The sequence below is a fragment of the Campylobacter concisus genome (genome assembly GCF_050447445.1).
Classification (GTDB): domain Bacteria; phylum Campylobacterota; class Campylobacteria; order Campylobacterales; family Campylobacteraceae; genus Campylobacter_A; species Campylobacter_A concisus_BI.
The window spans coordinates 515,126-538,445 of record NZ_JALMFW010000001.1; the positions used below are offsets into that span (position 1 = coordinate 515,126).

Here is a 23,320-nt window from a genome sequence, read left to right on the forward strand (position 1 = left end):
TTTAGCAGTTTAAATATTTTTTTATATCACTTTTCTTGCTAATTAGGAAGGATATTGGGCCATAATAACACGAAGCACTTTGCACAAGTTGTTCTATATTTATAGGAATAAATGCAGATCCGTGTTTATCCCCAAGCTCTTCTTTGTGATTTAATTTTAGTGTTTTTATAATATTTGGTATATTGCTGTTTAAATATCCTAGTAAATCATCTCTCTTGATGATTAAAATTTTATCTGGCATACTATTGTCTTGTATTAATTTATTATTATAAAAAAGAATAATTACGGCATCTAAATAATCGACCTGAAAGTATTTACCTACTTTATCTACTTTAAAGCCATAAAACGATTCAAAATTTTGAAATATTGTATGGTTATGATAAAAATTATTTTTATATCCAATGGAATATGCTGAAACAAAATCTATTCTTAAATCACCATATTTTAAAAAATCCTGCGAATACTGAACATCAATTCTAATGTTTTTATCGCCGGCTAACAAATCTACATTTGTTATATCATTAAGATTGTTTGACTTTGCTACTATATCAAGTTTTTTTAAAATTTCTATTGCTAAGTTTTCAGAATATCTTGTGTTGCTTACCATATAATTACTCATATGCTACTCCTATATTTTTAAGAATATTTTTTTATGGTTATTTTAAGTTCTCATATACTTTTTGAATTAAATAATCTTTATCGTCGCTTTCGAATATAAGACTAGCAAATTCTAAATTGTGCTCATTTGCATTTATGATATTTTTAATTAACTCTTTTTGGTATTGTTTACTTGCTTTGCCACGCCCTAAAGCCCTATGGCAAGTTGGGCATAATTTTGTTAAATTTTCTATAACATCTAATTCTTTTTCTTTACCTACTGATACGAAATGGTGAATTTCTGTATAATATCTCTCTGGGAATTTTCTCAGTAAGAAGCTTCTGTCTGCAATGTTGTATTTGTTTTTACAAGCAGCACATTCATCTTTTGTTTGGTATCTTACGATTTGTGTTATATTCATATTTCTTTTAAAATCATTGCTTATATCTTCGTCAAAGTTTAGCTCTTTTCTAAGGTTGTTAATATCTCTTTCCGTTAAGTCGTTATCCAAAATACGAGTAGAGTAGAAGTTTATTCTCTCTTGAAAACTATTTTGGTTAAATGCTGGCGCTTCACAATCAAATTTATAGTATCCTTTTCCACTATCTACATAATTAATTCCAAAATTTTTCTTTACGATTTCTGCTTTATAAATATTCATAAGCCCCATTTTTTCTAAGTACCAGTACAGATTTACTCTTAACTGGGTGTTTCTACGATTTTCGCCAGAGACATATTGAGCTTGTAAATTTCTAAAATTTATATTTAAAACATTTATAGATAAACCTATATTATCTAGAAATAGACTTATTCTTTTTAACTCTGGAATGCTGTTATAAAAATAATCCTGTGCTAATAATGGTCTTGTTGTGTCAATGCTTCCTCTTAACTCGAAAAACGCTCGTGTAAATTTTTGTCTATCTTGTAAGGCTTTATTGTTGCTTGTAAAGTCGCTTAATAAAATTTTAGTATAAAGCCTAGCAAAAAATTGGTGCTGGGTTAGCCCTAGGTCATTTTCTAGAACAAATACAAATTCTGCTCTCTTTATATTTTTATTGTTATTAATGTGCCACTGAGAGATTTCACTTTGAAAATTTAGTCGCTCCAAATAGTCAATTTTGCTTTTTTTGTAAAAGGCTTCATCTGGTACATAAGATGATGTCTTGTATGTGGATAGAGTATATATAAGAGTATTGTCATCTGTAAAGCAATACCTGCCATAAAAAGCACCGAGCAAAAATGGCATTTCTGTTTTAGATGTTAAAAAATCCGATACTTTTAAATATTTCATATTCTATCCTTGCTTTTTGTAATTGTTGGATTTTATAAAAAATAAAGAAAATATACAATAAAATTGAGGGACAAAAAAGTTATCCCTCAGGAGTATGGCAGTGTATAGAATTTTGGATTTATTCTGCGGAGCTGGTGGTTTTTCATATGGTTTGGAGCAGAATAACGGGTTTAAAACTGTTATAGGTCTTGACTTTGAAAAAGCAGCAATAGATACATTTAGTTATAATTTTAAAGAAGCGGTTGGTATTTGCGGCAATATAACAAATAAAGAAGTTAAAAATAGGGTTGTAAATTTAGCAAAAGAGTTAAAAGTAAATATGATAATAGGTGGTCCGCCTTGTCAAGGTTTTAGTTTAAAAGGTAAAAATTTAGGTCTTGATGATGAGAGAAATTTTTTATTTTTAGAGTATTTAGAGCTAGTAGAGAGAGTAAATCCAGAAATTTTTATAATAGAAAATGTAAAGAATTTATACAATGCAGTAGGTGGTTATTTTAGAGAAGAGATTATAAACAAGATTAAAAATATGGGCTATGCAGTAAATTGCAAAATTCTAAATGCAAAAGATTATGGTGTTCCTCAAAATAGAGAAAGAGTTTTTTTTATAGCACATAAAGAGTTATTTTTGGATTTTCCAAGTGAAAGTAGTAGCTTAGTAAATGTAAGAGATGCCATTAGCGACCTTAACTATTTGGAAAGTGGAGAAGGGGCAGTGGAAGCAGACTATAAAATGAAGCCACAAAGCGAATATCAAAAGATGATGAGAACAACTAAATTGCAGTATCATATAGCATCTAATCACTCTAAAATAGCAATAAACAAGCTAAAAATGATACCACCAGAATGCGGTAAAGAGCATTTGCCACAACATCTACACGGTAAGCAAAAATTCTCTACAACCTGGGGTAGATTAGTCTGGGATGATGTTAGCCCTACGATAGATACCAGATTTGATACTCCAAGCAACGGTAGAAACTCGCACCCAGTGCTTCATAGAGCAATAACACCAAGAGAGGCTGCAAGAATTCAGAGTTTTAGCGATAATTTTTACTTTAAAGGGACAAAAACACAAGTGTGTAAGCAGATAGGAAACGCAGTTCCGCCGTTACTAGCCAAGGCATTAGCAGATAGCATTGCAAACCAAGTAAATCAAGAACAGCGTATAGAAAAAAACTTCACTATATACAATTCAAATGCCTACTCTATGGTGGAGAGTTTTATAAAACAAGGACTTAAAGTAAATCATATCATTACAGACCCACCTTATAATATCTCAAAAGATAATAACTTTTCGACTATGAATAAGGCAAAACGACAAGGGGTTGATTTTGGAGATTGGGATAAGAACTTTGACCTTTTTAGTTGGATAAAAAGCTATTCTAAAATTTTAGACAATAATGGTTCTTTTATAATTTTTTGTTCTTATAGGTTCTTAAGTCATATTTGCGATACTCTTGAAAATAGTAATTGTGAAGTTAAGGATATCTTGGTATGGCAAAAAAGCAATCCAATGCCTAGAAATATCGACAGAAGATATGTTCAGGATATGGAATTTGCCGTTTGGGCGATAAAAAAAGGTGCAAAATGGGTTTTTAATAAACCAGATGATAAAAAATACCTACGTGCAATATATACAGCACCTGTTGTCAGTGGCTCTGAGAGAACAGAGCACCCAACCCAAAAAAGTTTAAAGGTTATGCAAGAAATAATGCAGATACACACAAACGAAAACGACTTGGTGCTAGACCCTTTTATGGGGAGTGGCAGTACAGGTGTTGCCGCTATTAACAATGGTAGGAAATTCTTAGGCATTGAACTATCTGAAAAATACTACAATATAGCTTTAAATAGATTAAGTAATCAATCACTTTTGGTATATTAATGGAAGCACAGTAGACTACGCACGGCTTTGTTTTATATATCGCTTGCACCTTGTTTTACAAAACGTCTAGGTCTGCCTTTGTTTGTCTTTTTAGGTATTAAACCACGTCTTAAAGCTTTAATGCTACTGCCGTCAGGCGTGGTTATGCTTTGTTCGCCTTTGCAAAGATAGCTAACTACATTTTGCTTTAAAATTTCTATCTTTTTATGGTCGTCGTAGTTAATCCTGCCTGTCGCATTGTGTTTGTATTCGTTTAAGTTACAGTTATGATATGCACCTTTACCTTTGGTAATGACATCATTCCAGTATCTGCCTATCTGATTGGCTTTATTTACAGCATTTTGCTCTTTGTGTTTTTGTCCGTTAATGAAAAACAAAGCGTGTGCGTGTAGGTGATTGTTTCCTTTATCACCTTGTTCTATCTTAATGATATAGCCTTTGATGTTGTCAAATATGGCATTGCTACGCTTGTTAGAGTTAAGATGATTTATATCATTACTAAAACTTTCTAAGCTTATCTCATCTCTGCTTTCTTGTTTGTAATATAAATCAAGTCTAACTATGTCTAGTCTAGAGTTAGTCTCTATCATCATATCTATATATCCATTTAAACTCTCTTGTCTTCTTTGTATCTTTCTTTTCTTAGACATCTTATATCCTTTATATTTAATTTATATTTAAATTAAATAATATTTATAAGCTAAATTCTAAACTCTTGATAGGGTAGAGCAGGTGTATAGAAAATGAAGCTTAAAATATTGATGTTTTAAATATCAAAGATATACAGAGTTATGACAAAAAATAAAATGGAGATACAAACTTGGGGTATTTGCCCCAGTTTTGAGTATTTAAAATTTCAATATAGTTAAAATCTTTTTCATTGTTTGTGATAAGCGTTAGATTATTTGCTATGGCGGTTGTTGCTAACTGCATATTTATCTCGCCTGCGTTTCTATTTTTATCTTTTACTGCTTTGTGGACTTTTGCGTAGGCTTTGGCACGCTTGCTGTCAAAATTAACTATGTTAAAATGACTTAAAAACTCATTTACAAGGGCTAAGTTCTGCTCTTTGTGACTCGAATTCTCCACTCCATAAAGTAGCTCTGCAACGCTTAAAGATGAGATAAACACAGCCGATTTATCCTGTTTTAAAAGGTGGTTCAAGATGTTTTTAAAATAAGGCTCAGTCTGTGAGATGAGATAACTACAAATATTTGTATCTAGCAAAAATATTACTCAAATCCAAAATTTCGCTCTTGTGGTGCTAAACGCTCTGGCATTTTTAGCTCTTCCTTGCTTTGCTTCATCTTATCAAGCGTGGTAGGTAGTTCACTCCACTCATCCTGCTTTAAAACGGGTGTGAGTGTTATCTCTTTTTTGGTTTTTTGGGTGATGACAAACTCATTTATACCGCCTAAGTTTATAGACTTTGGCATGCGTATAGAGCCATAAAGCCACCACTTTTAAACATCTTTGCTGTTTGCATTTTAAGTCTTTATATATATTTTTAAAAGTATATACAAATAAATATAAAATTTAACAAAAAATAAATACACTCAAAGCCTTTTTAGACTTTGAGTGTATTGACTACGCGGCATTTGCCATGGTTTTATACCATTGCTTTGTGCTATTATCCCACTTAAAACCAAGTAGCTTTATCTCGTCTCTTTTGGCAAACACATCTTTGCCATTTAGTAGTAAAAAGCCGTCTTTTTCTATCGCTTGTAAGCCTAAATTTCGTAAGGCTATTTGGTCGTTTGTTTGTCTTTGGGCTTGTATTCTTGTGCTTTGAGTTGGCTGTGTTTTGTTTTGTTGTGTTTGACTTTGTCTGCTTTTGTCGTAAAGCGAGTTACCAAACTGATTGCCAAAGGTTCGTAAGCTTCTTTTTAATGCATCTGTTACTGCTTCTTTGGCAGCATTTTCGTGTGCATCCGCTGGGCTTCGTGCCACACCAGTACCAAAGCCTACATCTTGACGGACTACAAAACTAACGTGGTCTATGTTAAAAACTTCAACTTTTACTATCGCTTTATAGCAGATAACTAAATTTTGATTATTGTTTATTTCCTGCGATACTTGTTCTAGTGCCATAATACTATAATTCCAATTACCAAAGCCAAATATGGTATTTGCACTCTCTATAACATCAAAGCCTTCTAAGTATGAAAGGCTTACGTTGGCTTTTTGTCTAGTTTTTATCCTGCTGGTGTCTAGCTTGCTGGCTAGAATTTCACTTTGTTTTTCGTTAAACATCTTTGCTCTCCTATACTGCCACCGCAAATGGCTCATCTAGTGGCGAAATCTCAGTTATTTCGGTTTTTGTTTCTCGCTTTTGATTGATTTTAACCCTAGCTGGTGTTATGGTTCTAGTGCTTAAAACTTCAGCAAATTTGCTTATCTTGGATCTTTTATCGCCCTTTAAAGCTTGCTCGACGGCTTCTAAGTCAAGCTCATGCTTAACATAGCCAAGTGTTAAAAGTGCGTTTTCGTCTATGATTTTTACTTCGTCCTTGACCCTTACACTCTCTTTTGTTAAGGTTAGTGATGATATGACATTACCGTCAATTCTGTCAATGCCATTTTCCATAAAAATCTCAGCCGTGATTTGTTTAGCGATATTTAAGGCTTGTGCTAAGTTTCGTTTTAGCTCTCCTAGCTCTTGTATATCGCGTGATATACTGTCAATTTTATTTTGCACTTCGGCTAGGGATAAACCTACATAGTCGCACTTTTTAAAGTAGCTTGTACTTGTATCTTGTAAAATACTTCTAAGATGCTCTTTAAAATATTGCGTTGGCTTGTCTGGACTTAACCGTTCTATATCGGTTTGTAGTTGAAAATTTAGTAGTTTCACACTCTTTCCTTTTATGCTACTTGTCTGTTTGCTGTTGATTTTATCTTGGCGATATTTTCTGCTAGACTCCAAAGTCTTTGATTTATCTGCGTATCAGTGCTGATAGACTTTATTTCCTTACTTGTAAAACGCCTATTTGTCTGCGTATTGATGACACTTAGATTGCCTCTTATTAGGTGTTCTTGTATGGTATTAAACGTAGTATATAGGTCATCTTTCTCGTCTTCTATCCTATGTGGCACTAATAAATCGTTAAAATCAACTTGTAAATGACTTTCAAACCTAAGCGGTATGACTGCTTTTGCAAAACTAGCTTTGTCATCTTTGCTTAACTCTATTTTGCTAAACAAATCTATCTTATCTAAAATTTGATGCTTAGCTTGGGCTATATGCTCAATGGCAAATGACACGTCATTATCTATTTCGCCCAAATGCCTAATCTGATACGAGCCAAAAATTTCATCAGCTACCACCAAGCCATTAGCACACACAAACCTAAACACACCCAAGCTTATACTAAAACTTTTGCTTCTATCGTGAGAGTTAAAGAGCAAAAGTTCGACTGAATTTTCGCTAGGCTTTAAAAGGTCATCTAGGTGGCGAAACCTAACGCAATGTTTTTGAAAGCCGTCTTTTTTCTCGTCTCTCACACTTGCTTCGCTAACACCTACTGGATACCACGAATGCCCCCTGATAGCTTCTATAACATCAATCGTGGATATAAAATGATACTTCTCGCTTGCTTCAAAATACGGTTCGTCCGCAAACAAAGATGGAGCTAACTTCTTTAACTGCTCGTTGCTTAATGCTTCGTTAAAAATTTTCATATCTTACCTCCTGTGTTTTTGTCTAAATTTTCTTTTATAATCTCAGCGACAGCTATCGCTATGGTTAAGATTAAACCCATTTTATACTCCTTGTATGTTTATTTTTATCATTTTGTTAAATGGAAAAATTCCAAAACCTAATGTTCTAAAACTATCCATGTCTAGCTCAACAACATTAAAACTCATACCTATTACCTCCGCATATTTTGCGTATTAATTTACAAAACAGCTCTTTAAGCCAAGACCTTCGCTTTCTTGGATAAAAGCAACCTTTTTTCATTTGTGCTCCTTTTTAAAGATATTTGGCATATGCCTATATAAATAATATATAATTGAAATTTTTTCACTTTGCATTTTTGCACCACTCCTACGGCAAATAACGCCGCAGGAGTGGGTCTGCACTAGACAGAAATAGCTTTTGTAGTGTAATATGTTTGATTTGTATGTGAAATTTAGATTATAAGGTTTTGGTTTAGTTTAGGGCAGCTATGGTATTTTTCTCTAAAAACATTATAAGCACCTGTCTGCTTATAAAATTCTTAGTACCTATCTTAACAACTTCTATCTCTCTATTATAGATTAGCTTTTTTAGCATATCAGATTTTATCAAGCTCATGTCTTCAATATCCTTTATGCTAAATAGCAAACCCTTTGGGAGTAATAAATCATAGTCTGTGTAGTTTTCCATTTTAAAATCCTTAGATTTGATTTTATCAATGGAAGTGTGTTTGTAAAAATAAAAAATATATAACTTTTATTTACTGTTATATATTAATATAACAAATAGTATTGTATTTTATATTTTGATAAAATACGGCTAAATAGTTGTATTTTTATATATTTTTTATGCTATGATATGTTTTTATAAAAATAGAAACAAAAAATAATAAAATCACTTATATATAGATATTTATAATATATTTCTATTTAATTTCTTAAATATTTCTATTTTAATATAGAAACAAAATTTTTGTTTCTACTATATTTTTAGAAACTATATAAAAACAATCAAAAAACACCATAAAAAACAAAACAAATTGTTTCTTATAATATAATATCTTATAAATATTTATTTAATATAAAATTACTAGCTGTTTAGTTAAATTTTCAAAGTACAAAACATTTTGCTCCGCCAGGAGCTTTAACTGTCTCAAAGGAGATTGCGTCTATTTGAGCCAAATGTTTATATAAAGCAGTGGCACTAATATCGTAATCGTATCTGTATTTAAAAAGTTGATATATGTGTTTTCTTTCAACTTTTTTGTGTCTTTTGTAAAGTTTTGCTATTTTTATATAGTCTTTTTCAGAGCACAACTCTTGTAGCTTGGCAAATAAATTGTGGTCATTTTTAAGTTCATCTGCAAATTTGGCAATACTATCTTTCAGGCCTGGTTTTTTTGTTATATCTATGTCTTTTGGTTTTGTAAGTGCAGTATAATCTGTTAGGATATAGGCTCTTAAAATATTAGCAAAGTTGCCTACATCTATAAAAGTTTGCGTTTCCAATTCTTCAATTGTGCTGATGCCAAAATTTGGTAAAAAATCATCTATACGATTAGAAATTTTAAAAGTAGCATACTCCCATTTGATATTATAAGGCAAATAATTTTCTTTGGTAATAATAATTTTGAGATTATTATTAAAAAAAAGATTATCATCAGGGCAGATAATTTTTTCTAGCAGCTCCTTCTTGTTTTTATTTGCTATAGTTTTTTGGCTTATATCTTTAATAATATATAAAATTTTATTTTTAATTTGTTCTTTTGTGTCTTTTTTGCTTATTGTGTCATCGTTTACTTCTACACAATTATATTCCCCGAATAGGGGAATTAAAATTTTATTTAGTAATATTTCTATTCCAGTATATTCATTTGCAACAAAAATCAATATATTATTTGTAGGATAGTCAGTAGGTGTATCCGTTACCATACTTATGCGTTTAACAAAATTAGATAGCCAACTCATAATATGATTAAATTTGTTTATATTACGATTAGAGATATAATATAGATATTCTATAATAATCGAAAATTGTATATCACTTCTTTTGTTTGTATTTAGATACATAGAACGTATAAAAATATTTCTAGAATAAACATTATTTACAAAAATATTATTTTTAAAGCCTGAGTAGTCATCAATAGTAAATACATATTCATCTACAATACGAAGAGCAGACACAAGAAATATGTCGTTTATCGGCAACTGTTTCTTTCTTGCTTTGTTTTCTAATTCCAGCTTATCTCTAAAAACATATATATCCCTACCGAGAAGCGACGACAAAAGCTGAGATAAGTCATTTTTATTAACGATTCTAACTATATTATTACTGCAATGGCATATCTTACCTGCCTTATCGAGCCAAAAAATGCTAAATTTTTGTTCTAATTCTATTAAAATGTTGTGGCTCGCTTGAATAGCGTCAATCAGTGTGTTGTAATATGGAAAATTATAAAGTGGTACAGAGCTGTATACTATTGTATTATTATTTGTTTGCAGTTTGTATCCAGTATATTCTACCGAGTGTGGTCGCATATATTTTCCTTAAAGCCAAAATACAAAATTATACAACATTTATTTTTAATCATTATGGCCAAAATTAGAAAATACCAAAAAAAGTGTACCCTAATGTGTACCCTAGATTAATTTTTAGAATTTTTAAAAGTTACTGAAAGCGTTTGGAAGCCGATTTTATCGATGGTGCCCGAGGTCGGACTCGAACCGACACAAGGTTGCCCTTACCAGATTTTGAGTCTGGCGCGTCTACCAGTTTCACCACTCGGGCTAAAGTAAGATTGAAAGTTAATTTTTGTGTGAGAGGAAAAAGGGGAGACTTGCTCCCCTAAAAAGAAATTATTTCTTTTTACCTTTTTTAGCAGCACCAGCAGCAACTGCTTCTTTAAGTTTTTTGCCAACTTTGAATTTAACTGCTTTGCTAGCAGGAACATCGATAACTTTTTTAGTTCCAGGAACTCTAGCTTTTCTTGCAGCTCTGTCAGCAGTACCGAAAGTACCAAAGCCTATAAAGCTAATTGTATCGCCTTTTTCAAGAACTGCTTGGATTGTCTCCAAAGTAGCATCAACAACTTTTAGAGTATCTTTTTTTGAAAGACCAGCCTTATCGGCAACAGCTTGAATAAATTCAGCTTTTTTCATGAACCATCCTTTTAAGAAGTTATGTGGCTATATTACACTCTTTTAAAAAAAAATACAATACTTTTTCCCTAAATTTAGCTCTTTTTTACGTTTTTTTAACAAAAAATGCATTTTTTTAAAAATTTACTCGCAAATTTCAAACGTAAGCTCGGTCTTTAGACCAATCTTTTTCATATCAATAAGCCTTAAATTTTTAAAATTTAAGCTCATTAGTTCATCTTTATTTTTTATAAGTTTATTTGCTATCTGGCGCAAGACTTCGCCTCTATATGCTTTTGCGTGATGACTCACTATTTTTTTATTTTTTACAAAACAAAAAGTTATGTATTCTTTTTTTATAGTGTAAAATTTTTCATAAAACTTAGCTCTAAGGTCTAAAATCTCATCATTTTGCAAAAACTCGTCAACCGCTTTACTAAAATTTTTTTCATAAAATTTTGAAATTTCAAAGCCACCTAGCTTTTCACCTTGCTTTAGTTTGTATTCTGGTATCTCATCTTTTGCTAAGATAGGCCCAAATAAATTTGAAAATATTAAAACATTATTATCTATATATTTTTGCGCCTCATTGTCTAAACCACGATAGTTTAGATGTTTATAGGCTACGCCATCATATCTTAAGATAGCTTTTATGCTGCCTTTTTGAGATAGGCTTTCTCGCAGCTGCTTACTCTCTTCAAGCTCTTTTAGTCCAAAAAGCTTTTTTATCTCGTCTAAATTTGCGTTTTTTAAAAACTCATCGTATCTGTTTAAAATTTCAACTCTTTTGCCAAAAAGTTTTGGAAATATCAAATCCTTACCATTAAATTTATTATTCGTATTTAGAGAAATTTTACTTTCGCTTGGAGAAAAGAGAATTTTTAGTGCCATTGTTCTTACCTATTTTAAATATAAAATTTGTTGGATTATACAATAAACTTTTTATGCTAAAAAAAATCAAATTTTTACCGATATAAAAACAAGCGGAATCATTTTTGCTTAGAGTGAATAAAAATTTAGGAAAAAATTATGAGAATAACAAACCAACTACGTTTTAGTCAGACTTTGCACGACTATCAAAAAAATATGGCTGGCGTAAATAAAAGCTATCAGCAACTCTCAAATGGTTTGAAAATTCAAGATCCATATGACGGTGCTGCTATTTATAACGATGCGATGAGGCTTGATTATGAAGCAACTGCCCTTACTCAAGTGGTTGATGCCACTGGTAAGTCTGCAAATTTTTCAAAAAATACAGACAATGCATTGCAAGAGTTTGAAAAACAACTAGAAAATTTTAAGACAAAAGTGATTCAAGCGGCTAGCGACGTACATAGCAAAACATCTTTGGAGGCTCTAGCAAATGACCTTCAAGGCATCAAAAATCACATTGTAAATATAGCAAATACTTCGATAAATGGGCAGTTTTTGTTTTCTGGAAGCGCAGTTGATACAAAGCCGATAGATGGTGCTGGAAAGTATCAAGGTAATCGTGATTATATGAAAACATCAGCTGGTGCACAAGTCGAGCTTCCTTATAATATCCCAGGATATGATCTGTTTTTAGGAAAAGATGGTGATTACAGTAAAATTTTGACCACAAATGTTCGTTTAGCTGATCAAACTAGAACCGATATCGCTTATGCGCCAAAATTTCTAAACGACAATAGCAAGATAAAAAATATGATCGGACTAAATTACGCTAGTGATTCAGTGGTTAGAAGTGATGGCTCTTACAATGGCACAATAAATCCGGATTATGATTTTTTAGATAATTCAAATGTAAATTTTCCAGATACATATTTTTTCATGCAAGGCAAAAAGCCAGATGGCACGACATTTACTAGCAAATTTAAGATGAGTGCAAATACAACCATGGCTGGACTTATGGAAAAAATCGGTATGGAATTTGGCAATACAAAAACAACAAAAGTTGTTGATGTAAGCATAAATAACGATGGACAATTTAATATAAAAGATCTTACTAAAGGCAACCAAACTATTGACTTTCATATGGTTGCAGCTACATCAGTGGCACCAAATCGTGGTGCAATCGCTCAAAACAATGCGCTTGATGCGGTAAATTCTCTTGAAGATCTTGAAACAATGGCGAATAACGTTCCAAAAACGGTTCACATCACTGAGTTTATAAAGAGTAAATATACTGATAAAGATGGAAACGCGACAAATGCATTTGACTATGATAAGGTTAGATTTGAAAGAAAGGATAATGAACTAATCGCGAATTTGCCTCAAGTAGCTAGAAGAACGGGCGAATATGCAACAGATCAGACAAAGCTAAGCGAAGTCTCTGGTACAAAAGAGAGCTACGATAGAAATTTATATCCAAAAGATGTCGATGCTAGAAAGAGAGAGCTTTTTAATATCGACAACCAAGAGATAAATTTACAAGTAAAGTCAATCACTGGTACAAAATATGACATAAAGGTAAAAATGGGTACAGCAGGGGGTACAAATACTCCAGTACAATTTGAAATAACATCTACACCACCAGGCGGTACACCTTCTGCAACTAGGACTTTAACTGTTTATAACTCAGATGAGTTTGGAAGTTACAGAACTTACGCTAGCGATTTTACTTATAGGCAGCTCATGGATATCGTTGCAATGGCAGCAAGTGATAATATCCCAAATCCTCCACATGCAGAAAATGCAAATTTTGATACAGATATAGAAAAAGTAAAAAGAGATCAAAACTATAATGCCTATAAAGAGGCTTTGTCAAAAACAAAGGGCGCAGTAGAGACAACTTTAGATGATAAAGGCAGAATGGTTTTAACTGATAAGACAAAATCAGTAACAAACATAGAAGTAACTATGTATGATTCAAAAAATAGTGATAAATTTGATGGAGATAGCACCGGCAGAGATACAGCTGGCAATGCTGGACACGCTCAAGGAAAAGGCTCTGTTTTTAGCTTTAATGAAAATAATGCTTTAACTATTGATGAGCCAAGCACTAGTGTTTTTCAAGATCTTGATAAGATGATAGAGGCTGTTAGAAAAGGATATTATAGAGCTGATGCTGATAATAATGATCCGAGAAATACTGGCATGCAAGGTGCTTTAAAGAGACTAGATCATCTAATAGATCATGCAAATAAAGAGCTTACAAAGATCGGCTCTCAATCAAGACTTTTAACAGCGACAAAAGAACGAGCTGAAGTAATGAAAGTAAATGTACAAACTGTTAAAAACAGTGTAATCGATGCAGACTATGCGGAGTCGTATTTGAGATTTACGCAACTTTCGCTTTCATATCAAGCTACACTTCAAGCAAGTGCAAAGATCAATCAACTAAGTTTACTTAACTACTTAAATTAAAATTATAAATCAGCAGGCCTGGCTTGCTGATTTTTTTAAAAATTAAACTCTAGCGTGCTATAATAAGCCTTTTTATAAAGGATCTAAAATTTTACGACATATATTATTTACTATTTTTGTTTGTATTTTTGTATATTTTGGTATAGCTACAGCTGCCCCAACTGCTGATTTTGTCGGTTCACTTGGGCAAAGTCTTGGCGTTTTAAATATAAAATGTTTTGGACTTATCGCATATGTTTATCCGTTTTTATTGATTATTTTTGGCTATTTTGTTTATAAAAATTTTAAGAAATTCGACTTTGATTTTGCTCAGTTCGTAATAGGAATTTTCCTATTTTTTATGACATTCTTGATGTTTCAAGCCTTAAGCACCTCTGGTGCAAATGCTGGTTTGGTCGGAAGCTTTATAGTCGGCGCATTAAAAGAGGTTATCGGCACTATTGGGACTGCAGTTACTATACTCATGATGTTTATTATTTCGCTTGGGCTTGCCTTTAGAGAAAATTTTATTATCGTTTTGAGAAAGGCCTTTGTCGATAGAGAGCCAAAAAGCTACGAGGAGAGCAAAAATTTAAAGGATATAAAACCAAGAGAAATCCCAAAGATAGAACGCAAGAGATCAAAATCTGAAGAGATAAAAGAAGAAGAGCTAATAGATGCTCAGGTGGTAAATGAAGATGAGCAAAATTTAGATGAAGAGTTGGAGCCTGAGCCAGTAAAAGAGAGCAAGACATCGACAATCAATGGCATAGAAATATTAAATGAAGTGGCTGAAAATAAAAAGCTACTTGATCAAATAGAGCGAGGCAAGGTCGAAAAACCAAAAGACTTTGTTTTGCCACCACTTAAATTTTTAAATGATCCGCCAAAACGCTCGCACAATGTCAACGAAGCCGAGATTGATCAGCAAATTTCAAATTTACTAGATAAGCTGCGCAAATTCAAGATAGATGGCGATGTGGTACGAACTTACACTGGCCCTATCGTCACGACATTTGAGTTTCGTCCAGCTCCGCATATCAAGGTAAGTAAAATTTTGACCCTACAAGATGACCTAGCGATGGCATTAAAGGCTCAAACGATCCGCATCCAAGCGCCGATCCCTGGCAAAGACGTCGTAGGTATCGAGGTGCCAAATCAAAATTTGGAAACAATCTATCTAAAAGAAATTTTAGAGAGCGAGATATTTAAAAACGCTAGCAGTCCGCTAACCATGGCTCTTGGTAAAGATATTGTTGGTGCACCTTTTGTGACCGATCTTAAAAAGCTTCCACATTTACTTATAGCTGGAACAACTGGATCAGGTAAAAGTGTGGGTATCAACGCGATGCTTTTAAGCTTGCTTTACCGAAATAGCCCACGAACTTTGCGTTTAATGATGATCGATCCAAAAATGCTTGAATTTAGTATTTATAACGATATTCCACATCTTCTAACACCAGTCATAACAGAGGCGAAAAAGGCTATCACAGCACTTGCAAATATGGTGGCTGAGATGGAGCGAAGATATAAGATAATGAGTCAAACTCGCACGAAAAATATAGAAAGCTATAATGAAAAGATGAAAAGTGAAGGTGGTGAGCAGTTTCCATACATTGTTGTGATTATCGATGAGCTCGCTGATCTTATGATGACTAGTGGGAAGGATGTGGAGCTTTATATTGGCCGTCTGGCACAGATGGCAAGGGCTAGCGGTATACACTTGATAGTGGCAACCCAGCGTCCAAGTGTCGACGTCGTGACTGGCCTTATCAAGGCAAATTTACCAAGTAGGATAAGCTACAGGGTAGGGCAGAAGATCGATAGCAAGGTTATTCTTGATCAAATGGGTGCCGAGAGTTTGCTAGGGCGTGGCGATATGTTATTTACGCCTCCTGGAAGTCCTGGAGTGATCAGACTTCACGCACCATTTGCCAGTGAAAAAGAGATAGAGACGATCGTAAATTTCTTAAAAGAGCAACAAGAAGTTATCTACGACGAGAAATTTTTAGTAGAAGAAGGCTCTAGTAGAAGTGTGGCTGCTGGAGCGCTGGGAGAAGATGAGCTTGATGAGCTTTATGAAGAGGCAAAAGAGATCATCTTGAGCGAGCAAAAAACTTCAATAAGCTACTTACAAAGACGTCTAAAAATAGGCTATAACAAAGCTGCAAATATAATTGAACAAATGGAAAAAATGGGTGTTTTAAGCCCAGTGAATGCAAAAGGGCAAAGGGAAATTTTATAGCTAAAGTCATAAATTGCTTTAATTTTAGAATTTTAATTTTTATTAAAATTCTAAAAAGTCTTGACAAAGCACATTAAAATCTATATAATTACAACTCTTAAAAACATTGGGGTATCGCCAAGCGGTAAGGCAACTGGTTTTGGTCCAGTCATTCAGAGGTTCGAATCCTCTTACCCCATCCACTTTTTAAATCCAAAATAATACTTATCGCGGAGTAGAGCAGTGGTAGCTCGTCGGGCTCATAACCCGAAGGTCGGCGGTTCAAATCCGTCCTCCGCAACCAAATGCCCATTTCATCGATATTTGAAACACTTTTAAAAATGCTTAAATTAATCTGAAATTGATTTTAGTAAATTTTCGATAGTTTCTTTAGATTTTTTAACGTTTGCAGTAATATATTTTTGTGTTGTAGTTATATTTGTATGCCCCAATGTAAATGATACTTGCTCGATGGGAATTTTTAAATAATTAATTGAATATGTGCCAATTAGATGCCTTATATCGTGAAGCCTGATTTTAGGTAAGTTATTCTTTTTAAGAAGTGAAGCCCAGCTTTTACGCAAATCCTTAAATTTATCGTTAGTCATAGGATTAATAAAGACATAATCGTTTAGCCTATTTTCTTTTTTGGCTATCAAAAATCTTTTGTAAAGACGATTAAAAAGCTCATCGCTCATCTTATAAATCATATTTCTTTTAGCCTTATTGATTTTAAAGGGGATAATATAGGTCCTGGTCTTAAAATTTATATCGCTAAATTTTAAGCTTAATACTTCATTTTTTCGTCTGCCATGCAGTAGAAAAAAGAATATATCAGAGCTTGCATCGGTATTTTCACTAATAGCTTTAATAAAACGTTTTTGAATAGCGATCGAGTAATCAAAATACCTTTTATTATCAAACTTTGGTAGCTCAATAAAATCGCAAGGATTTTTATTTATTAACTCCAGCTTTATACCCAGTTTGAAAATAACCTTTAGCTTTGCAACGATATTTTTAATAGTCTTTATCTTGTAATCTTGCTTGATAAGATCATTACAAAACTTTTGAATATCGATAAAATTTATATCTTCTATTTCTCTTAAGCCAAGTAAGTTTTTAAAATGCTTGTTATAAGTAGCTATATCACTTCTTAGAGTGGTTGGGCTTAAAATAAGCTCATAAAAGCTAATGTAATTATTAAAAAGCTCATTTAGTGTCATTAAATATGCTCAAAACTATCATAATCAAATTTTTTAGCAAAGGCATCAAGAAAATCATCAAAACTAGAAAAATCACATAACCCATATTCAAAAAAAGAATAATAAGTTTTAAAAAAGACATAATCAAAATCTTCATAATCATATGACTCAAATTCTTCTACAACAATGTCTAAATCTAATTGCGGGAAAAAACAATAGGGATAACAAGAACACTCAACTAATAATTTTTTCATAATATACTCCTTAAAATTCATTACAAATCAAAAATCTATCTACAAAGCTATCAATATCAGGGGCATTTAGATCGTGCCTTTCATGATAGTGTGTAAAATTATCTAAATTTCTATCAAGCATTAAATTCTCAACATAGGCTAAATGCTGGGCATTTACATCGCCGCCCAAGCTTTGATAATAATTAACTAACTCGTAATCTTTCATTCTGCTTACTGGTTTAGGCTTTTCATCGCTTTTAAAAAGCTCATCACAAAGCTTTAAAATTTGTCTTTGTTTTAAATTAGTGCCAAAGCTTTTTATTTCATCTTGTGCGTTTTCATCTTTTTGGCCATCAATTTTCAATCTATCGTAAAAATTCATAAGCCTACCACTTATGTAATGCTCCAATCTGCCATTTAAATAAATAATTTCTTCTTTGTTAAAAGGCAAATTTATATATATGTAATCATCTTTTTTATTCCACTCTAAAATAGCCCTATGATCGTTTGTTAAGTCGTTTAAGTGATAAAAGTCTTGCATCGTGCTAATAAAATTAATCTTCCTATATACCCATAATGGCACTTTAGTGCGAGAACTCAAAAAACGTCTTACCTTATGCTTTACATACCAGGCGGAAAGCTCATCAAAATCTTGCGTTTCTTTTAAGTTGATGAAAGTCTTTTGAATATACTTCATAACATAACCGCTGGGATTATTAATGCTGGTTTGAAAGCCGTTTAACTCGCCATTTTTCTCTTGCTCGCTTGTGATAGCATTTGTTTTTAGGTTTTGCGGAGCATAAAAAATATCTTTATAAATTTTTTTCATGAAATCGATCGTGTAAGCTGGGACATAAAATAAAGCGTGAATATGTGGCACGCCATCTTTTTTGTGTGGCTCAAAACACCTTATATAGCTTCTGTCGATTTTTTTAAATCTTTTTGAATAACGCATAATAAATAAATTCCACTGATGATTAAGAACGGCTACTAAATCAGAAATACTTAAAGGCGCTGAATTTTTAGCCTTATATTTAACTTCATCAGGCAAATATCTATAATCAATCGGCATAAATTTAGAATAATCGCCATTTAATGCACCCCTAAAGCAGCCGTTAAGGGTAATGGTTAAAAATACTGGGACTTGAAAATAATCAATAGCAAAAGAGCTAAACACATTCACACGATTAGACACTTCGGCGTAATATTTATCGCTAAAGTTGGCCGACATTGAAATATCTAGCAAATTTCTAACCTGGCCATTAACATTAACAAAAGAGAAAGAGCGCATATATTCCCTTTGGCTATCAAGCTTTGCTTGGCAAAGCTCAACGTCAAGGGGAGAAACACCATATAAATTTCTCGCTCGCATAATCGCTTCCTTAAACGTAAGAGTTTTTTATTAATTTGACAAGGGCAGCCATTGTGGCGGACTTCGTCCGCCCATGGCAGCCTTTTTTGGCTACGCCAAAACACATATAGGCGAAAGGGGTGTTTTAAACCCGAAAAGCATATTAGCTGCACGGCTCGATTAAGCAAAACATGCCAATAAGCTTTATTTCTCGCCTTTTGTAGGGGAAAACCCCTACACCCCTAAAACATTAAATAATTTGAATTGTGAGCGTTAGAACAGAGTTTATTTCGCTGTCTTGCTCGACTGAAAAAAGATACTTTAAAAACCATATATCTTTAAGGATAGGCACGCCATTACGTTGCTTAGAAGTAGTCGTTTTATTAATACCGCTAAGAACTAGAACGTCGCCACGCTTTAAAGAATACGAGCTTTTAAGCTCCTTTTTTGAAACAATGGGCGTTAATGATGTACTTTGAGAGAGAATATCTTCAAGTATTAAATGTAAGTCAAAATCAATGTGATCAGATAAAATGATAGGCTTTAAATTTATCTTTAAACCAATGTCTTTATATTCGTAACTATCAGTCTTTTGGTAATTTAAATTAGATATATCAGTTTTTGAAACTAAATAAGGGATATTTTGAACGGAACTAAAATAAACTTCGGTGTGATTTTTTGCCGTCAATACTGGCGATGAGATAATTTTTGTAATGCCATTCGTATCAAGAAAATTTAATATGCCAAAAAAGGCTCTATCATCATTTTTAATAATATTTGAATTAGAAATATAAGGGGAAGTAATCAGGTTAATATAATAAGCTAAATCGCCGTGATTAAGTGGCTTAAGTAAGCCTTTTAAATTTGTGCCTAAATCTTTAATGTCTTTTAAATTTGTTTCAGTGATAGTCAGCTTAAAAGTTACTTGCTCCAGGCTCTTATCAATCTTTAAAATGGCTTCTTTAATTTGATCAAATATATAGTCATCAGCCCTAAAGAAAACTGAATTAGAAGACGTCGAGTAAGTAGCATTTAAATCAAACTGGCTAAGAATTTTATTAACGTCATCATAAACATAATTTTTTAGCTCGATACGCCTAAGATCATAATCAGGCAATTTTTGAGAGCTTACGTAGTAGAAATTATCCTTTTTATAAAGATATAAGTTCTTGGCTTCAAGCATTTTTCTAAACATTGCAATAGTGATCTTAACTTCGTCTTCATAAATGAAATAATATTCGCCCTGGTGTATGCTTTCATCGGTTACAATGGCTATATTGTTAGCCTTACTTGTAAGACGTGCGAAATCTAAAAGATCAGTATAAATTTCAGCAGCAAACAAACTATTTAAAAACAGAAGTGGAAGAACTAGGAACTTGATTAAACTTTTCATCGGAAACACCTTTGTTATTTTTTGAAATTAAATTTTGAAAAACTGGCTTGTCAAATACATAGTAATATTTGACAAGCTCGTGAGATTTTGGCTCATAATAAAAATATAATGGCGTGTGCATTGAAGATATGTAGCTGATTAATGATAATGGATATAAATGATAGTCGTCATCGAAATGGCAAGATGAATTAACACAAGTAATGTTATATATATGAATTTCTGGTATATCGGAACTATTTTTAATGTTATGTTTTGAAGTATCTTTAAATATATCTGGAAAATCTGAAATGCTATTTTTTTGAGAATTTGGAAAAGAAGTTTTATCTTGATTTGATAAATTGTTTTCAGCTGGAGTGTCAGGCTTAAAAAAAGACATAACAACAAAATAAAAATAAATTAAAAGAAATATTAAAACAAAAATAGCTAGTAAAAAATAAAATCTTACAAATGATTTTTTATTTGAACTTTGTCCAGAGTGGTATAAATTAAATACTTCTTCAAGATATGGAATATTAATAATCTCTAATCTATCTTTTTTATAAAGCCTATAAGATGCAAAAACTTCGTAACGGAATTTCTTTGAAAATAATCTTTTTGCGCTATCAACAGCCCTATAAAATTTCTCTGCTATACGTTTATATTCGTTATTGACTAGGGTTAAATCTTGAGTAATTAAATAAATATCTTGGTATAAATGGCGATGATAGGTAAGCCACCAAACTAAAATTTCATCTTTTTTGTCTTTAAAAAAGTTATGGCACTCGTCAAGAACAAATACGCATCCATATAAATTTAGATCTTTGGCTTTCTCATTAACTTCATTATCGCTGGCACCAGTCTTATATAAAGCATATAAGTTTCTTAAACCTAAATAAAACTCATCAAAATCGAACTTTTTAAATTTATCTGATAATTCAAACTTAAACTCATTTATATTTGTATAGCAAAATAAATAGCTAGGCTTTTCTTTAGGCTTAACAAATTTAGATAAAAATGTTTTCTTTGGCTCAAATAAAAAGGTCTGGTAAATCATATATACTGCGTAATATGTTTTACCACTTCCAGGATTGCCAACTAAATAAGTAATCATTTTTAAAGCTTTGCCAAAATAAATGTAACTAAAGTTTCGCGAATAAATCTAAAAATAGTAATGCCTATCTTTGTCGCATAAATTAAAAAAAATGAAAGCAAAATAGGCGAAAAAATAGAAAACACATCACAAAAAGCATTCCAGGCACCAAGAGATTTTAAAATAGAAAAAGCAGTCGTAACGATCCTATCACTACCAATAGAGAGATTATTAACATAATCAATAATGTAGTTAATCTTAGAATAGATGAAATTAATAATATAAATAACAGCAGCAGCATAAGATAAAACAAGAGCACCTAAAATTACGTTAATAACAACCATTTTAGAAAATGTAATTGCTTTAAAAACAAAATTAATAGCATTTTCCCATTTAAAAAAGCGAAAGAATAAAACAATAGTAGCTATAATTGCTTGCATATCTTACCACCCCATAAAAGTAAAAATAAATAGCTTGGCTATTAAAAATAAAAACAACAAAAAGAAAGCTACAAAGAAAAAGACATAAAGAGAAGAAGCAATCGGCGAAAGAATACTACAAAAATCAAAGACAACTTTTTTACTGAAAAAAACCATATCTACATCAAAATTTAAAGGGCAAGTATTAGGAATACCGCCTTTTTTTTAAGCTCATTAGATTGCCATCTTTGATTTTTGAGATAGTATCATTTAAGCTTTTTTTAATACCATCAATAGGCTCAAAAAGATTATTAATATTTTCCTTATACGTATTTGCGAGATCAGCAGTTCTTTCTTCAAGCTCGCCATAATCTATATTGCCAGGTGTAGCGTTTTCAGAATTGCCATTGTTTCCTTGTCCGCCACCTTGTCCGTTATTTCCTTGATTATTGCCGCCGCTTGAACCGCCACCAGTACCGCCACCAGAGCCGCCATTTCCGCCAGGTGAACCACCGCCAGAACCGCCATTATTGCCACCAGAGCCGTTATTATTACCACCGCTAGAACCGCTATTATTACCATTACCAGGCGTAGAATTGTTATTGTCTTTGTCTTTATCCTTATTTGGATCTTCTTTGTCTTTGTCTTTATCTTTATCTTTGTTTAGATTTTCTTTACTTTTGTCAAATTTGAAAGTAATCAATCTTTCATCTTTGCAATGAGCATTAACAATATTAGGTTTTTCAGGATCCCAAGCATAACCAGGATTATAAGAAGAGCCAAGACCAGAACAATAACACCTTGCAATATCATCTATTGTTAAAGCACTAGAACAATCTATACAAGTATAATCAGAAGTAAAAAATTTATGATTATCTTCATCGGTACAATCAACAACACAAGCATTAGTTTCAACATTCCATAATTGACCAGCCGGACAAGCATCGACACATTGCATAGTATCGGTGTTAAATTCTTGATTTAAAGAACATTTAGCTATTTGTTTTGAATTAAAAAGTATAAAATCATAATAAGTAAAAACTGGGTCTTTTGGATAATCGGAAGCAACATAATATTCATAATCGCCAACACCGCCACGTTGACCAAAGCGACCAGTTTTTGGTTTGCTATTTATATAGGAATAATCACCACCAAACCCCTTATAAAAACCTGGAGCTTTTGAGCCAGCAAAATAATAAGCTTCATCTCTAATTATAAAAGAATAGATAAAGTAATAACCATATTCAGGCGACCTAATACCAAAATGATTTCCTTTTAAAAATTTGCCATCAATAGGCTTAAAAGAACTATCCAAGTTACGATCAAGCACAGCCAAACATAAGCCACTGCCAGCACAATTTTTAGAAAAAGCAAGAGAACATAAAAGAGATAAGAAAATGAAAAATCTAACTAGAAATTTCATCACAAAGCCTTAAAAAAATCTTTTTGTTAAAAGAGTTAAAGCAGCACAAATGGGTAAAGATAAGACCATAAACCATATAAAGATAGAAAAAAAGT

At 32.4% G+C, this 23,320-nt stretch carries 22 protein-coding genes, 3 tRNA genes and 1 pseudogene; 6 read left to right on the plus strand and 20 right to left on the minus strand.

What is annotated here, in order from left to right:
- Position 1: 1 nt before the first annotated feature.
- Positions 2-619 carry a hypothetical protein gene (locus MTT30_RS02650; protein WP_429800885.1) on the minus strand — a complete coding sequence of 206 codons (618 nt, stop codon included), beginning with the start codon at positions 617-619 and terminating at the stop codon, positions 2-4.
- Between the two features lie 37 nt (positions 620-656).
- The gene (locus MTT30_RS02655) at positions 657-1,889 is read right to left on the minus strand and encodes an HNH endonuclease (RefSeq protein ID WP_429800886.1); all 1,233 of its coding nucleotides are present in this window, start codon (positions 1,887-1,889) and stop codon (positions 657-659) included.
- A gap of 94 nt (positions 1,890-1,983) precedes the next feature.
- On the opposite strand from MTT30_RS02655, the pseudogene MTT30_RS02660 reads away from it, so the two are divergent.
- Both MTT30_RS02660 and MTT30_RS02665 read left to right on the plus strand, forming a co-directional pair.
- Positions 1,984-3,015 (plus strand): annotated as a pseudogene (locus tag MTT30_RS02660) (DNA cytosine methyltransferase); the annotation flags it as partial.
- Positions 3,016-3,093: 78 nt separating this feature from the next.
- Entirely contained in the window at positions 3,094-3,771 is a 678-nt protein-coding gene (locus tag MTT30_RS02665; RefSeq protein WP_223155820.1) for a DNA-methyltransferase, read from the plus strand.
- A gap of 32 nt (positions 3,772-3,803) precedes the next feature.
- Here the strand turns inward: MTT30_RS02665 and MTT30_RS02670 are convergent, their stop codons facing one another.
- The 11 genes from MTT30_RS02670 to MTT30_RS02720 form a co-directional block, all read right to left on the minus strand.
- Entirely contained in the window at positions 3,804-4,421 is a 618-nt protein-coding gene (locus MTT30_RS02670; protein ID WP_429800887.1) for a hypothetical protein, read from the minus strand.
- A 139-nt stretch (positions 4,422-4,560) separates the two neighbouring features.
- Positions 4,561-4,998, minus strand: a complete 438-nt coding sequence (locus tag MTT30_RS02675) for a type II toxin-antitoxin system VapC family toxin (RefSeq protein ID WP_429800888.1) — start codon at positions 4,996-4,998, stop codon at positions 4,561-4,563.
- A gap of 5 nt (positions 4,999-5,003) precedes the next feature.
- Positions 5,004-5,207, minus strand: a complete 204-nt coding sequence (locus MTT30_RS02680) for a hypothetical protein (protein WP_429800889.1) — start codon at positions 5,205-5,207, stop codon at positions 5,004-5,006.
- A 151-nt stretch (positions 5,208-5,358) separates the two neighbouring features.
- Positions 5,359-6,024, minus strand: coding sequence for a Rad52/Rad22 family DNA repair protein (locus MTT30_RS02685; RefSeq protein WP_429800890.1), 666 nt, complete (start codon positions 6,022-6,024; stop codon positions 5,359-5,361).
- A 10-nt stretch (positions 6,025-6,034) separates the two neighbouring features.
- Complete coding sequence (locus tag MTT30_RS02690) at positions 6,035-6,625, minus strand: siphovirus Gp157 family protein (RefSeq protein WP_429800891.1); 591 nt, start codon at positions 6,623-6,625, stop codon at positions 6,035-6,037.
- 11 nt (positions 6,626-6,636) lie between these two features.
- Complete coding sequence (locus MTT30_RS02695; protein WP_429800892.1) at positions 6,637-7,452, minus strand: DUF932 domain-containing protein; 816 nt, start codon at positions 7,450-7,452, stop codon at positions 6,637-6,639.
- A gap of 472 nt (positions 7,453-7,924) precedes the next feature.
- Positions 7,925-8,140 carry an FAD-binding protein gene (locus MTT30_RS02700; protein ID WP_087578718.1) on the minus strand — a complete coding sequence of 72 codons (216 nt, stop codon included), beginning with the start codon at positions 8,138-8,140 and terminating at the stop codon, positions 7,925-7,927.
- A 419-nt stretch (positions 8,141-8,559) separates the two neighbouring features.
- Complete coding sequence (locus MTT30_RS02705) at positions 8,560-9,987, minus strand: hypothetical protein (RefSeq protein WP_429800893.1); 1,428 nt, start codon at positions 9,985-9,987, stop codon at positions 8,560-8,562.
- 163 nt (positions 9,988-10,150) lie between these two features.
- Positions 10,151-10,237, minus strand: a tRNA-Leu gene (locus MTT30_RS02710).
- A gap of 68 nt (positions 10,238-10,305) precedes the next feature.
- On the minus strand, positions 10,306-10,608 hold the full coding sequence (locus MTT30_RS02715) for an HU family DNA-binding protein (protein WP_012001719.1): 303 nt from the start codon (positions 10,606-10,608) through the stop codon (positions 10,306-10,308).
- Positions 10,609-10,731: 123 nt separating this feature from the next.
- Positions 10,732-11,478, minus strand: coding sequence for a YaaA family protein (locus tag MTT30_RS02720; protein ID WP_429800894.1), 747 nt, complete (start codon positions 11,476-11,478; stop codon positions 10,732-10,734).
- Positions 11,479-11,616: 138 nt separating this feature from the next.
- On the opposite strand from MTT30_RS02720, the gene flgL reads away from it, so the two are divergent.
- From flgL to MTT30_RS02740, 4 genes are all read left to right on the plus strand, one after another.
- Positions 11,617-13,932: a flagellar hook-associated protein FlgL gene (flgL, locus tag MTT30_RS02725; RefSeq protein WP_429800895.1), complete on the plus strand. Its 2,316-nt coding sequence runs from the start codon at positions 11,617-11,619 to the stop codon at positions 13,930-13,932.
- A 142-nt stretch (positions 13,933-14,074) separates the two neighbouring features.
- Positions 14,075-16,156: a DNA translocase FtsK 4TM domain-containing protein gene (locus MTT30_RS02730; RefSeq protein ID WP_429801801.1), complete on the plus strand. Its 2,082-nt coding sequence runs from the start codon at positions 14,075-14,077 to the stop codon at positions 16,154-16,156.
- A 107-nt stretch (positions 16,157-16,263) separates the two neighbouring features.
- Positions 16,264-16,338: transfer RNA gene (locus MTT30_RS02735), tRNA-Gln, on the plus strand.
- 26 nt (positions 16,339-16,364) lie between these two features.
- Positions 16,365-16,439 (plus strand) — tRNA-Met (locus MTT30_RS02740).
- Positions 16,440-16,485: 46 nt separating this feature from the next.
- Here the strand turns inward: MTT30_RS02740 and MTT30_RS02745 are convergent.
- The 7 genes from MTT30_RS02745 to MTT30_RS02775 form a co-directional block, all read right to left on the minus strand.
- Entirely contained in the window at positions 16,486-17,358 is an 873-nt protein-coding gene (locus MTT30_RS02745) for a tyrosine-type recombinase/integrase (RefSeq protein ID WP_429800896.1), read from the minus strand.
- Positions 17,358-17,591 (minus strand): hypothetical protein, encoded by a 234-nt coding sequence (locus MTT30_RS02750; protein WP_429800897.1) that lies wholly within the window; start codon positions 17,589-17,591, stop codon positions 17,358-17,360. The genes MTT30_RS02745 and MTT30_RS02750 overlap by 1 nt, the downstream gene beginning before the upstream one ends.
- A 10-nt stretch (positions 17,592-17,601) precedes the next feature.
- Complete coding sequence (locus MTT30_RS02755; RefSeq protein WP_429800898.1) at positions 17,602-18,942, minus strand: rolling circle replication-associated protein; 1,341 nt, start codon at positions 18,940-18,942, stop codon at positions 17,602-17,604.
- A gap of 229 nt (positions 18,943-19,171) precedes the next feature.
- Positions 19,172-20,314, minus strand: coding sequence for a type II secretion system protein GspD (locus tag MTT30_RS02760; RefSeq protein WP_103644431.1), 1,143 nt, complete (start codon positions 20,312-20,314; stop codon positions 19,172-19,174).
- Positions 20,265-21,404: a zonular occludens toxin domain-containing protein gene (locus MTT30_RS02765; RefSeq protein ID WP_429800899.1), complete on the minus strand. Its 1,140-nt coding sequence runs from the start codon at positions 21,402-21,404 to the stop codon at positions 20,265-20,267. Before MTT30_RS02765 ends, MTT30_RS02760 begins: the two co-directional genes overlap by 50 nt.
- Positions 21,405-21,406: 2 nt before the next feature.
- The gene (locus MTT30_RS02770; RefSeq protein ID WP_429800900.1) at positions 21,407-21,823 is read right to left on the minus strand and encodes a hypothetical protein; all 417 of its coding nucleotides are present in this window, start codon (positions 21,821-21,823) and stop codon (positions 21,407-21,409) included.
- A 184-nt stretch (positions 21,824-22,007) separates the two neighbouring features.
- Positions 22,008-23,225: a hypothetical protein gene (locus MTT30_RS02775; RefSeq protein WP_429800901.1), complete on the minus strand. Its 1,218-nt coding sequence runs from the start codon at positions 23,223-23,225 to the stop codon at positions 22,008-22,010.
- Positions 23,226-23,320: the final 95 nt, after the last annotated feature.